General features: G+C 34.4%; 8 protein-coding genes. 6 read left to right on the top strand and 2 right to left on the bottom strand.

The genetic code is table 11. The annotated features are described in order from the left end of the window. Positions 1 to 21: 21 nt before the first annotated feature. Genes ftsH through KF816_14070 form a run of 3 tightly spaced genes read left to right on the top strand, consistent with a single transcriptional unit; the run spans position 22 to position 3871 of the window. Positions 22 to 2088: an ATP-dependent zinc metalloprotease FtsH gene (ftsH, locus tag KF816_14080; protein ID MBX3009144.1), complete on the top strand. Its 2067-nt coding sequence runs from the start codon at positions 22 to 24 to the stop codon at positions 2086 to 2088. Then, positions 2078 to 2746, top strand: a complete 669-nt coding sequence (locus KF816_14075) for a dolichol kinase (protein ID MBX3009143.1) — start codon at positions 2078 to 2080, stop codon at positions 2744 to 2746. Before ftsH ends, KF816_14075 begins: the two co-directional genes overlap by 11 nt. A 27-nt stretch (positions 2747 to 2773) precedes the next feature. After that, positions 2774 to 3871, top strand: coding sequence for a DUF4837 family protein (locus KF816_14070; protein ID MBX3009142.1), 1098 nt, complete (start codon positions 2774 to 2776; stop codon positions 3869 to 3871). Here the strand turns inward: KF816_14070 and KF816_14065 are convergent. Continuing rightward, the gene (locus KF816_14065; GenBank protein ID MBX3009141.1) at positions 3868 to 5769 is read right to left on the bottom strand and encodes a DUF2723 domain-containing protein; all 1902 of its coding nucleotides are present in this window, start codon (positions 5767 to 5769) and stop codon (positions 3868 to 3870) included. The genes KF816_14070 and KF816_14065 overlap by 4 nt on opposite strands. Next, entirely contained in the window at positions 5759 to 8545 is a 2787-nt protein-coding gene (locus tag KF816_14060) for a hypothetical protein (protein ID MBX3009140.1), read from the bottom strand. The genes KF816_14065 and KF816_14060 overlap by 11 nt, the downstream gene beginning before the upstream one ends. A 203-nt stretch (positions 8546 to 8748) precedes the next feature. Between KF816_14060 and secA the strand changes: the two genes are divergently transcribed. From secA to KF816_14045, 3 genes are read left to right on the top strand one after another with little or no spacing between them, the layout of a single operon-like run. Further along, on the top strand, positions 8749 to 11802 hold the full coding sequence (gene secA / locus KF816_14055; protein MBX3009139.1) for a preprotein translocase subunit SecA: 3054 nt from the start codon (positions 8749 to 8751) through the stop codon (positions 11800 to 11802). A 17-nt stretch (positions 11803 to 11819) separates the two neighbouring features. Further along, positions 11820 to 12158: a P-II family nitrogen regulator gene (locus KF816_14050; GenBank protein MBX3009138.1), complete on the top strand. Its 339-nt coding sequence runs from the start codon at positions 11820 to 11822 to the stop codon at positions 12156 to 12158. Between the two features lie 54 nt (positions 12159 to 12212). Beyond that, entirely contained in the window at positions 12213 to 14702 is a 2490-nt protein-coding gene (locus tag KF816_14045; GenBank protein MBX3009137.1) for a tetratricopeptide repeat protein, read from the top strand. Positions 14703 to 14707 lie beyond the last annotated feature (5 nt).

The following is a 14707-nucleotide window of genomic DNA, read 5'->3' as shown; positions in this document are numbered from 1 at the left end:
AATATTAATGGAAAGTGGTTTATGGCGGAGAATGATAAGAATTCAAATCAAGATAAGAAAAAAAGAGGTTTCGGGGATGGTCCGAAACAAGATGGAGATTTCGATTGGAGTAAAATAATTAAGACTGTTTTTAGCTGGGGCGCTGTTATTATTGCCGCCGTTATTATTATGCAATTAATGAAAACAGGTACTCCAACTTCAGTTGAGATAACTTATGATATCTACTCCTCGCTTCTCGATTCTAATAAAATTGCAGAAGCAAAAATTATTAAATCAGATATTAATGATTACCGATTAGAAGGCGTTCTTAAAGAAAATGAAAAATTGATGATAAAAGGTCGTTACGAAAATCTTAAAAATTTTACTGTTACCCTTGTAGCTGAAGATTTGGCCGATCAGAAAAAGATCTGGGATGAAAAAAATGTAAAATATACATTCGCAAAAGAATCTAATGAATGGATGACAATTCTTATTGGTTTTATTCCTTGGATACTTCTGATTGTTATTTGGGTTTTCTTTTTTAGAAGAATGCAGGGGGGAGGTGCAGGTGGTACTCGAGGCATTTTTAATTTTGGTAAGAGTAAAGCCAAGTTAATATCCGAATCATCAATTAAGGTAACATTTAAAGATGTTGCCGGTGCAGATGAAGCAAAAGTAGAACTTCAGGAAATTATAGAATTTTTGCGGGAACCTTCAAAATTTCAAAAACTTGGCGGTAAAATTCCAAGGGGCGTATTGCTATTGGGCCCTCCAGGAACAGGAAAAACTTTATTGGCCCGTGCCGTTGCTGGTGAAGCTGGCGTTCCGTTTTTCTCAATTTCTGGCGCCGATTTCGTTGAAATGTTTGTTGGTGTAGGTGCCAGCCGTGTACGTGATTTATTTGAGCAGGGGAAACGAAGCGCACCATGTATTATTTTTATTGACGAAATTGACGCTGTTGGGCGTCATCGTGGTGCTGGTTTGGGTGGTGGACATGATGAGAGAGAACAGACTCTAAATCAACTTCTTGTTGAAATGGATGGCTTTGAACAAAATAGTGGTGTAATAATTATTGCTGCTACTAACAGACCTGATGTTCTCGATCCTGCATTATTACGCCCAGGCAGATTCGACAGACAAGTAGTTGTTGACCGCCCCGATGTTAAAGGAAGAGAAGGTATTTTGAAAGTTCATACTAGGAAAATTCCTCTCGATACCGATGTTGATCTTTCAGTTTTAGCTAAAGGAACACCAGGATTAGCCGGTGCAGAATTGGCTAATCTTGTCAATGAAGCCGCATTGCTTGCCGCCCGTAAGAATAAAAAGAAAGTTATGATGGAGGATTTTGAGGAAGCCAAAGATAAAGTAATGATGGGAATGGAGAGGAAAAGTTTAATAATCTCCGAAGATGAAAAAAGAATTACTGCATATCATGAAATAGGTCACGTTTTAGTTGCAAAAATGATTCCAGAATCTGATCCGGTTCACAAAGTTACAATTATTCCAAGAGGCAGAGCGTTGGGTGTTACTACTTACCTTCCTGTTGATGAAAAGCATACATATTCTAAAAATTATTTAGAGGCTATGATAACCTATGCTATGGGAGGAAGAGCTGCCGAAAAATTAATATTTAACCGTTTTACTACCGGTGCAGGTAATGATATTGAAAAATCTACAAGTATCGCTCGTAAAATGGTTTGTGAATGGGGTATGAGTGAAAAATTGGGTCCACTTGCTTATGGAACAAAGGAAGAAGAAATCTTTTTAGGCAGAGAAATTACCAAGCATAAAGATTACAGTGAACAAATTGCTCAGCAAATTGATGAAGAAGTGAAAAAAATTGTTGTTTCATGTATGGATAGAGCCGAAAAAATTCTCTCTGAAAATGTGGAGATGCTTCATAAACTATCAAAAGAATTACTCGAAAGAGAAATTCTGGATAGCGAGGAAATAGATAAGATAATGCATGGTATCGAATTGCCTCCGGTTAAGAAAAATGGTACCGAAACTCCAGTGGCTGATGAACTACCTGAGCATGTTAAAGATTTAATTGAGGAAAAGAAAAAAAGAGAAACTGAAAATAGTACCGATAGTGTAAATGACAACTAGTGAAAGAGCAACCATTGATTATAAAAGCGAGATTCTTAGAAAGTTAGTGCATCTCTGTTCGCTTTCAATTCCTATTGGCTACTATTTCCTTACTAAGGAAACAACACTTAGTATTTTGTTCCCAATGGCTCTTCTCTCATTAATGATCGATTATGGACGGTACTACTCAAAACCGCTACAGGGTTTTATTGATAAAATCTTTGGATTTATGATGCGTAATCATGAGAAAGATTCAAAGAAAAAAAATCTAAGTGGTGCGACTTACGTTTTAATTTCTGCGGTTTTAGTGATCTTTTTATTCCCTAAAATTTTTGCAATTGCCGGCTTTGCGGTTTTAATTGTCGGCGATATGGCAGCGGCTTTGATCGGTAGAAGATTTGGAAGAACAAAATTCCTTTTTAAAAGTTTAGAGGGGACTCTAGCGTTTTTCGTTTTTTCTTGTGCGGTGATTCTTTTTACACCAAAAATTTCCGGTTCTTTTCAAGAATATCTTATAGGATTTATTGCAGTTGGAATTGGCGCACTTGCCGAAAATATTTCGGGTAGCTGGGCAGATGACAATGTTACCATCCCAGTATCAATTGGAATTGTAATGTGGCTGCTATATTCACTATGGCTCCCTGATCTGAATTTGGTTTTACCTTACGTACCAAATTGATTTTAATTAAAAATAGAACAAATGAAAATGTACTATAAGAAAATCTTTGTATTTACAATTCTTATCTCAGTAAGTGGATTTTTATTTCTATCATGTGGGGGCGAGAATAAAAATGCGTGGGGCTCTGATGATGAGATAATTGTTTTTGCGGATTCATCAGATTTTTATGAACTCGAAGCTTCACTCTTAACGGTTTTTAATAAAGTCATATATACTCCTCAAGCCGAGGTCTTGTTTAATCTGGTACGAAAAGACGTTTCACAATTTGAACAATATAGAAAATTTAAAAATATTCTTTTTATTGCCCCATTAGATACTCTTCACCAAGTTTCTAAAATAGTTGGTAACATGCTCACCGAAGATGTCAGGTTACTGGTAATGAATGATTCTGTTTCTGTAATCAATAAACATGATGTTTGGGCAAAAAATCAGCTAGTAATGATTCTTACTTCTCCTAATCTCGAAAAACTTAAAAATAATATTCTGAATTCTCATCAAGATTTGATTTATTATTTCCAAAAAGCTTCTGATAAAAGACTTTTTGCAAGTTTATATAATGAAAAGTATGAACGTAAAGATATTGAAGCACAGCTGTTAAAAGATTATGGCTGGATGATCTATGTTCAAGCCGATTTTTCTATTGCCTTAAATAAAAAGGAAGACAATTTTGTTTGGCTGAGAAGAGGTGCGGGTACAGAAGTTGAGAGATGGATTTTTGTGCATTGGATAGAAAACGCTTCACCATCATTGTTTCACAAAGATTCTATTAATGCTATTAGAAATAGATTAACTCAGAAATACTATCGAACTTCGGATGATTCCGGCTTTGTTAGAATCGCTGATGATTATTACTCTATTCAAGAGACTAATTTCTTGAAAAGATATGCGCTGATGACTCAAGGTTTGTGGGTAATGTCGGATGCTACAATGGGTGGACCATTTGTTAATTATACATTCTATGATAACGATACTAAAAGATTATATATGCTTGATGGTTCGGTTTATGCCCCAAAATTTTTTAAGAAAAAAATTATTCAGCAGGTTGACGTAACTCTGCAATCATTTTTAACTGATAAGGAAATAACTCCAGATCGTAAGAAAGCTCTCTTTGAAACGTTAGATTAATAAATTGTCTGGTTAATTTTTTGTAAAAGATCATTTGGGATATTTATTTCGGGGAATTCCTTTCTAACCTTTTGTATGTATTTTTTAGCTTGAGCAATATTATTAAACTGAATTTCATACATCGAACGGTAAATTAGCATTCCTGCAATAGTATTTCTAATAAACTCTGTATATCTGTCATTTTTTTCAATAAATCTGATGCTAAAATTGGGATCGGGTGCGGGTAAATATTCTCCTTCTTTAATTACCTTAAATAAAAATAAGTGAGGAGCCACGGTATACCCTTCAGGTAAATTAAACTCACCCCTACTCATTTCATTCTGAATTAATTCAATTCCTATATAAGAATTTGGAAGTCGTGACTCGACAATCTTAGTCATTAATCTTCTATAATTCTGTTCTATCAATTCAGCATTAAACGGTTCACCAGCTTCAAATGGTTTTAGAGATTTTATGAAAGGTCTTTGTACCTTTTCTATTTGTGAGGATAATTCTGGATAATTATTTTCTAATTGGTTTAAATACCATGATCTTCTGAGTAGTTCTTTATCAATTACAATAACGTCATTTCTATAGTTCTCAACTTTTTGAAAGTAATAGGAGGGGGAAATAAAATAATCCCACTGGTATGAAAATATTAATGAGTTTGGCTCAACACTATTTAATATGAGTTTTGTATAGTCTTCAAATACATAATTACTGCGCTGGTTAACCGCGTTATAATTAGTTAATTGGGGAAGAATTGCAAAAGATAAAATCAAAGAGATAGTTGCGGTTTCGTTTTTTATCTTGTTAAATAAAAAAATAAATAAATAAACCAATCCGAATGAAACAAAAAGGGAAAAAATCATAAACGAAAAAAGGAAGTAAGAATCAATATCTGCTATATCATAATTGATGGTATAAAGAATTGAAATCAAAAATGTGCTTATTAAAATCATTGCAAGCTTAAAATTCAGAATAGCAATTCTTACAATTCCCGTTAATCCAATTATGATTCCGGTATAAACAAATTCATTTCTAAAATTTGATACGTAAAAACTAAACTGTTTTTGGGCCGATTCGAATGAACTGAATAGCCAAATCTGGTACTGTTTACCGGAGATATGACGCAAGAAATTCTCAAAATTAATTGGGTTCCCCCAATTAAAATAGGGCTGGAAAACTGACCGTAATGGTAAATAGGAGTAAAAGAGTCCGGCAGTTAAGATAACAATGACGATAAAAAATAATAACTTATTCAATTTCTTCCCAATGTGATTAGTCTGAATATACCAGAGACCAATAACAAGGGGTAATGTAAGAATAGTTGTCATATGGTTTGAGAAGGAAAGCCCAATAACAAAAGCGCATATAATCCAACAGTTCTTGTCAACTGTATTTGAAAATCCTCTAAATGAAAAGAGCAGAATCAAACTAAATAAAAAGGTTTGAAGTGAATAAACCTCAACAGAAGTAGACTGCATCCAAAAAGTTTTGCCCAATCCCATTATTAATGCTGAGCCAACCGATATAAATATTAATACTGTTTGATTTATAGTAGTCTCTTTTGACTTTTCCCGTTTATTTACTGACTGCTTCGACAACACATATTTTAGTACATCAAATACAAATACTGAAAACGTAGCAACAGCCAGTGCAGACCAAACAGAGGAAAGTAGATTCAATTTATAAATTGTTGTAACCGGTATTGGAATCAATTGAAACAAAAAACCTAGAACAGTGAAGAGTGGATAACCGGTTGGATGCGCGATGCCAAGTGTAGCTTGAACAGCCGCGAGTTCACCCGAATCAATCTGAATAACTGAAGGCGCGAGTGTAAATAGATAAATAATAAATACCAATAATCCGCTTGCTAAAGGAAATAATTTCGGTAAATCTATTCTCTTAATTGACATATTTATCAAAAAGTAAATTATTATGTTTAGTTATGCGGGCAATATCATCAACAAGTATTTGCGAGTTATTAAGCTTTAATGACTTTGAAATAATGCTCCTTTTATCTGCATCCTGTGGGATCAAGGTATTGTCGAGATTAAATAAATTCTGAATCACGATCTCTATCTTTTTAAGGTATTTGTAATGAGCATATAAAGTTTTAACATCAGCCTCTGAGGTAACTCTCTTTATTTTATTAAATACTGAAGGAGTACTTTTGCCAATAACATCTTTTAAAATTGCTTTGTTTTTAAAGATCAGAGATTGAACAATGAAATCGATTGTCATTAATGTGCCGCGATCTTTTTTGATATTTACACCTGAGCCGCTCGTTTTTATTTGCTGTGATTGGATAAGTTTGTACATACTTAACATTTCTCTGGAAATATGATTACTCTCGAATCTGTTAAAATGTTTTCTAATCAACTTATTAAGTTTGGTATAAAGTTCTTTATCGCCATCCACAAATCTCAATTTAATTAGAGATTGAAATTCCCACAATCTTGCCCTTTCCGACAAATAACTATCGTAATTGGAAATATCGATTACCAAAGGGGATTTATTTCCTTCTGGGCGAAGCCTAAAATCAACTTGAAATGGGAACAACAGCTTTTTTATTTCATTAAGAAAATTTTGAAAATCAGACTGGATTAGAGGAAATCCTTCCACGGTTTCGGCTACAACAACTAAATCAATATCTGATGAGAAACTCAAACTTGATGTTCCATAGCTTCCCATTGCGCCTATAAAATATTTGCAATAATCGGGTTTATTACATTGCTTGATTTTGCTGTCAACAAACAAACCAAGCCAATTGGATAATTTTTGCTGTGAAATTAAACCCAAACCAAATTGAAAACTGCACAAGAATATAATTTCGGAAGATGAATAATTAGGAATCTCATCCTCAGGATACTTTTGGTAGGCATTTCCGGAAAGAAAAAATTCTTCTACCAATTTATTGGTTGATAAAAGATCAATTGCTTTTTGACTGAATTCACAAGTGCGCAAAAAATCATTAAATATTTTAGAGGATCTGAATTCACTATACCAGATACCAACAAATTTTGTAGAGCGAATCACTTTTACTAGATTTTCTAATACTTTATCTGGTGATGCAGATTTAGTTAAATATTTTATTAAAGATTTTTCAAGCATTAAAAATGATTCGATTGTACGAGAATCAAATTCTTTACGATCAATTATTCCAATTCCCGTTCGGAGAAATCTAAAATTCTTATCGGCTTTTATTCTGTCTTTAAATTGGATCGATTCGATACTGCTCTTATTAACTTCGCTATCATTTGAAAGAATGGCATCATAAATCATTCTTACTTTTTTGCGGTAGAGTTCCAGCTGGGAAATAAATTCATCTTCATTAATAAAATTGGTATAGAGAGAGATTTTTCTAATTAAATCTTTGTTCTCGGGAATTAGATGGGTCTGTGTATCATTCATTAGTTGTAGAAAGTGTTCAATCTTTCTATAAAATGAATACGCGTTTATGAAAGTATCCTGCTCATCTGTTTTCAATAGCTTAAATTGTGTGAGCTTTCGCATAGCTTCAATTGTATTCCCTGTTCGAAGAACAGGATTTTTACCGCCATTTAAAAGTTGGAGCGCCTGAACAGTAAATTCGATATCCCTAATTCCTCCACTAAATGTCTTAATGTTTCCTTTATCCGGATTATGTCGCTCAATATTCTGCTTCATCAGCCGGATTTTTTCTTTAATTGAAGAGGAAAAACTGGAGGGATAAATATAGGGCGTTATAAAGTCGTAAAATTTATTGTATAGTTTTCTGTCACCGCAAATAAAATTTAATTTGATCAGCATCTGTCTTTCCCAATCTTCGCCTCTCGATTCATAATACCTCATGTAATCAAAAATCGATTTACAAAGAGGGGAAAATTTCCCATCGGGTCTGAGCCGAAAATCAACACGATAAATAAATCCACGATCCGTAACTGCGGTAGATGATTTTATATACAATTCTGCAGCTTCTATGAGTAATTCATGATATTCTTTTTTTATGGAGGCAAAATTAGTGTTGTGGTCATAAAACAAAATAAGATCAATATCTGAACTGTAATTAAGTTCATTTCCGCCTAATTTACCGAGGGAGCAAAGTGCGTAACTATTCGATACAAATTTTAATCCATACTTGTTGAGTACTTCATCATAACATAATGAAAACAGTTTTGCGTTAATAGCATTTGCCACTGCAGAAATGCTTGAAGTAATTTGATTGATATCTAAAATGCCAAGAATATCGGCTATTCCAATCTTTAAAGTAGTACGTTTTTTAAATTGTCGTAAAAAATTTAATTGAGCAGAGAACGAGTTGAACTTCTCGATCCCCTCTTTTATTTCAAATTCGATATTGCCGGATGTCACTGTCTCGGTCAAATATTTCCGTTCAAATACCTGATACAGATATTCGGGATTTCGAACCACAATGTCGGTTAAATAATTACTGCTCGATGCTATAGCTGTCAAAATTTCTATTTGATGTGGGTACTTAATCAAATCGGATAGAAACGAAGTAATATCAAAAATGGAATTAAATATTCTTATGAGATTGGCTTCGGCGGAAGAATCAAAATGAAATTTTGAAGTCTCGTATTCCAACGAATCAATTAGCAATTCGAGATTATCTGGAGAGATTTTCCCCTCTGATAATTCAATCAATTTTCGAACTAAATTATTGGATAACTCAGCTTTAGATTCAGGCAAAAGGCTCTCATTTATAATTCGAGAGTAAAAATAAACCTACTTTAACTAAAATGCACAATTGAGATAAATTAGATTAAATTTAGAAACAATTAATCTGTAATTAAGTAAAAACGGCCAGTAATGTAATTAGGTGATAATTTACTTTCATTGCATTTCAAAACCCATATTTATAACTTTCTACCCCGAAAAAGTTGGAGAAATTGATGTTTGGTTCCTTATTAAAGAAGATTTTTGGTGATAAAAACGAGAGCGCATTAAAGAATTTTTGGCCAATTGTAAGTCAAATAAATGAAGTTAATGCAACTCTTGCCCTCCTTTCTGATGAACAGCTTAAAGCTAAAACTGTCGAATTTAAAGAGGTCATTCGTGATTCTGTTAGAGATATTTTAGAACCATTGAATGAGCTAAAAGCAAAATTGCGTGATAATGCGATCCAGGAAGATAAAAATTCAATACACGAAAAGATTGACCAGTTGGAAAAAGAGCTTGATGCTAAATATGAAGAAGTGTTGGATGATTTAATGGTTGATGCTTTTGCTGTTGTTAAAGATACATGTCGGCGACTTGTGGGCAAATCTTGGGATGCTGCGGGCAATAAAATAAATTGGGATATGGTTCCCTACGATGTTCAGCTAATTGGCGGAATGGTGCTTCATAAAGGTAAAATTGCTGAAATGGCCACTGGTGAAGGAAAAACCCTCGTTGCTACACTGCCTATTTATCTAAATGCGCTAACCGGTCGTGGTGTACATATCGTAACCGTGAACGATTATTTAGCAAAACGAGATAGTGAGTGGATGGGAGAGGTTTTTAAGTTTCATGGCCTCACCGTTGGCTGCATACTTAATACTATGGATTCAGAGGAACGCAAAAAAGTATATAACTGCGATATTGTGTATGGTACTAATAATGAATTTGGTTTTGATTATCTCCGCGATAATATGGCAAGCGATTTAGCTTATTGTGTTCAGAGAGGACATAACTACGCTATTGTTGATGAGGTGGATTCTGTTCTTATTGACGAAGCTAGAACTCCTCTTATTATCTCAGGTCCTGTTGGTTCTACCGATCACAAATTTGATGAGATGAAACCTCGTGTTGAAAGATTATTCAGAAAACAAGCAAACTTAGTTGCTCAAATTGTTAAAGAAGCAGAAACACTTCTTCAAAGCCAGGATGGAAAAGATAGAGAGAAAGCAGGTATTCTTTTATTGAGAGCAAATAGAGGATTCCCTAAAAGCAAAGCATTAATGAAATTGCTATCCGAACCAGAGAATAAAAAATTAATGCAATCAACAGAATTGGATTTCCTTCGAGAAAACGCCAAGAGAATGCCTGAAATTGATGAGGAGCTTTATTACTCTATTGAAGAAAAAAATAATCAAATGGATTTAACTGAAAAGGGAAGGGAAGAACTAGCAACCGGTTCTGCCGAAGGAAAAGATTTCTTTGTGCTTCCCGATCTTGGTACCGAAATTAGTAGGATCGAAAATGAAATTACTGATGAAGAATTAAGATTAAAAAGGAAGGATGAACTTTATCATATATATGCTGAACGCTCAGATAGAATTCATACCATTAATCAGCTTTTAAAAGCATATACACTATTTGAAAAAGATGATGAGTATGTAGTTACAGAAGATGGAAAGATTGCTATTGTTGATGAGTTTACTGGAAGAATTTTACCGGGAAGAAGATATTCTGACGGTCTTCATCAAGCAATTGAAGCAAAGGAAAATGTAAAGGTTGAAAGAGATACTCAAACTCTTGCTACTATTACTCTTCAGAATTATTTCCGCCTATATAAAAAATTAGCAGGAATGACCGGAACCGCAGAAACTGAAGAGGGTGAATTTTTCCAAATATATAAGCTTGAAGTAAATGTAATCCCAACGAATAAACCAATTACCCGTGACGATGACGATGACGCCATCTATCGTACCAAGCGTGAAAAGTATAATGCCGTGCTCGAAAAAATTAAAGAGTTGAAAGAACAAAAACGCCCCGTATTAGTTGGTACAACCAGTGTCGAAGTCTCTGAAACTTTAAGCAGAATGCTGAAACGCCAGGGCGTGGCTCATAACGTTTTAAATGCTAAACAGCATCAACGTGAAGCAGAAATTGTTGCATTCGCGGGGCAACCGGGGGCAGTTACAATTGCAACTAATATGGCAGGTAGAGGTACAGATATTAAATTGGGCGCAGGTGTAAAAGACGCAGGCGGTTTATATATTCTTGGAACCGAGCGCCATGAATCAAGAAGAATTGATCGCCAACTTAGAGGTCGGTCTGGCCGACAAGGAGATCCCGGTACTTCAAAGTTTTATATCTCACTTGAAGATGATTTGATGAGATTGTTTGGTACAGATAGAATTACGAGTGTAATGAGTAAAATAGGAATGGAAGAGGGGGAGGCAATTCAGCATCCATTAATTACGAAATCGGTTAGCCGCGCTCAAAAAAAGGTTGAAGAAAATAACTTTGCAATTAGAAAACGTCTTTTAGAGTTTGATAATGTTATGAATCAGCAGCGCGAGGTTATTTATTCAAAAAGAAAAAAAGCTTTAGAGGGAGAAAGATTAAAGGGGGAAGTATTAGAATATTTAGAAGAGTATATAGAAAATACCATTGAAAAGTATTATGAGAATGGAGAGATTGAACTCATTCATTCAGCACTATTACAAAATTTATTACTGGATATAAAATTAGAACCTCAGGTAATAGTTGATCTTGGTAAAGAAGGATACAGAGATAAATTAATTGAAGCGGCAAATGAGTTTTATACCCGCAAAGAGGAGATGTTAAGCAGTGACTTGATGGCTAGATTAGAAAGATATGCTTTCTTAAGTGTTATCGATGAAAAATGGAAAGAACATCTTAGAGAAATGGATGACCTAAAAGAGGGTATTGGTTTGCGAGCCTACGGTCAAAAAGATCCTTTGCTGGAATATAAAGGTGAAGCATATAACCTCTTCATTACATTATTAGATGAAATTAGAGATGAAGTTGTATCATTCTGCTTTAAATTTTGGCCGCAAGCTCCTTCCGAAGTTCAAGAGAGAAGAATCGCTCCGGCTCAAAGACTTAGAGCTATAAAAGATGATACCGATAATTTAGGTTACAAATCTTCTTCTGGAATGGGTGAAGGGGCTGCTTCGGCGAAACATCAGCCCGTTCGAGTTGAAAAGCAAGTAGGTAGAAATGAGCCCTGTCCCTGCGGCAGTGGTAAAAAATACAAGCACTGTCACGGCGTTTAAATTTTATTGAGGATATTTTGAAAAAAATTGAAGCTATCATTCGCCCATTTAAATTGGATGAGGTAAAAGAATCTTTACTGGAATTAGGGGTTCGTGGAATGACCATTACAGAAGTTAGGGGTTATGGCAGGCAAAAAGGGCATAAGGAAACTTACAGGGGAAATGAGTACGAGATTGAGTTTGTTCCTAAAATAAAAATTGAGTTGGTAGTGGAAGACAATATTGCTGAAAAATCAATTGAAGCAATATTAAAAATTGCGAAAACTGGACAGGTTGGGGATGGTAAAATATTTGTTTCAGAAATTTCAGACGCAATACGCATCAGAACTGATGAATCTGGCATCGAAGCACTTTAAATAAGGAGGAACTTATAATAGTTTATACTTTTTACTAACATTAAATTGAAAATTATGAAAGCTACAATCATTCAAAAACTATTTTTGTTCTCATCCTTTATTGTTGTTTCTTTAATTATGACAGGTTGTGGTATGTGGCGGGATTTCACTACTTACTTCAACACTTACTACAATGCCAAATCATTATTTGATCAAACAGAAGAAGAAATCCTTAAAAACAAAACCGATATATTTGCCTTTAGGGAAGATCAAACAACAAACAGAAATACTTCACAAAACTTAAATCCAACTTTACAACAGCAACAACAGAGACAGATGGGAATGCAAGGGCAAGGCGCTGGTTATCAACAGCAATTTGCTAGTCAACCTGGTGTAATGACTGGAAGCGTAGCTGAAAATCTCAAAAAAGTTATTGAAAAATGTTCAAAGATTTTACAGTATGATCAAGAATCCTCATTCTTCGTTAACGCCTTATTCATGACAGGGAAAGCTCTTTATTATCAACAGGAATATGCGCGAGCGCAAAGAAAGTTTATTGAACTTTCTGGTTTAGGCGAAAATGATTTCTCCGATCAAAATAAAATATGGCTCGCTAAAACACATCTTCAGCTCAGAGAATTTGATATTGGCATTAAACTTTTAGATGAAGTTAAAACGAAAGCGCTTGAAATTGAAGATGATGAACTATTTAATGAAGCAGTGATAACCAAAATAAGTTTTTATTTATTTAGAAATGAATACTCTAATGCGATCACTGAATCTAATAATTATTTAGAGCACACGGATGATGATGAGATGCGTGCGCTGGTGTACTTCCAATTAGGAAATATTTATCAAAAAATTAATGAGAACGATCTAGCTCTCAATTCATATAAAAAAGTACTTGATTATTCACCTACTTTTGAAACGGAATATAGAAGCAGGTTAGAATATGCTAAATTGTTAAAACAACTTGATAGAGTAGATGATAGTAAAAAAGAATTTGTTCAATTGAGCAATGAGGGAAAGTTTGTAAATTATTTGGATGAAATTTTAATTGAACTAGGGCAGATTTACATTGAAACCGAGGAGTATGAAACCGCATTCAAATTATTTGTGGAGGTTGACTCGGTCTATAAAAACAAACCTACAGGAGGAATTGCTTCATCCAAAATTGGGGAGATTTATGAAAAGTATTACCGTGATTATGATAGCACCTTAAAGTATTACAATAAAGCTGTCTTGTCACTTATCCCGGCAGAACAAAAAGCCGAAGTGATTAAAAGAGTAAGAAATTTTGAAAAGTTTACCACAGTTCATACAAAAATAAATGCGAGTTTTTTACAACTTGAGTATAATGTAAATCCTGATCGTTTCATTCGCGATTCAATTGATTATGCTTTTGCTTACAGGGAATACCAGGCCGAACAGGAAAAAATTGCCGAACAGCAGAAAAATCAAGCACAACAATTCCAGCAGAACCCTCAACAGCAGATGTCTCAATTACAGATCGATCCAAAGGATAAAAACACCGTTCTGACACCAGCACAACAAATTGCACTAGGATTACTAAAGCAACCCGCTAAATTAAACTACTCGGTTGACACATTGAAGTACTTTATAGCACAAGATTATTACGATTTGGGTAATCTGTTTTTCTCTGAACTGGAAGTTTTAGATTCGGCATACTATTATTTCAACAAAACCATCACAGATTATGCCGATAAACCGGCCATGGTACAAGCTTTATTTGCGCTTGGTACCTATTATGAAACATTGGATGATAGTGTAAAAGCGGATAGTCTTTATCAAATTATATATGATAAATATGAAAAACATCCTTTGTGGTCGGCTGCTGGAGAAAAACTTGGTTTATTAAAAAAGGAAGAGAAGAAAATATTATCTCAAGATACGGATCCTGCTGAGAGAGCATACAGCAAAGCTGAGGAAATTTATTATAATGGAAATTATCAGGCGGCGATAGATGAGTATAGAAAATTAATTGCTGATAATCCCTCCTCACCTTTAGTACCCAAAGCTTTAATGCACATAGGAGTTATATTCGAAAATGATTTGAAACAGTATGATTCAGCCGCGGTTGCATATGGTAAATTAGTTGATGGATTTAAAACTACTAATTATGCCAAGGCTGTTTCTGATAAGTACACTAATTATCAGTCAGAAGTTGAAAAAAGGAAAAAGCAAGAAGAAGAAAAATTAAAAGCTGAAGAACAGAAATTGATTGAGGAGAAAAAAGTCGTAGCTAATGATGATTCAACACAAACGAAAACGACTCTTCTCGATGAAGAAGCCTTTCCCGATAGTATTGCAATTCAAAGACGAATTTTGCAGGCCAAAAGGAGAGAGGCGTACCTAGATAGTTTAAAGACCAGAAAGGATACGGTTTTAATAAACAACCAAATAGATGATGATGTTGCTTTCCCTGACAGTATCACTAATAAAAGAAAAAATTCACAATTGCCCAAAAAAGAAGTTTTCGTTGATAGTTTGAAAACGAAGAAAGATACTTTGGCTGCGCCCGCCAAATTTATAAAAGACCCTTAGATGTA

It is taken from the genome of Melioribacteraceae bacterium, assembly GCA_019638015.1.
GTDB lineage: Bacteria > Bacteroidota > Ignavibacteria > Ignavibacteriales > Melioribacteraceae > JAHBUP01.
The sequence above is the reverse complement of the archived record's forward strand: the minus strand, read 5'-3'. Positions and strand labels throughout refer to the sequence as shown.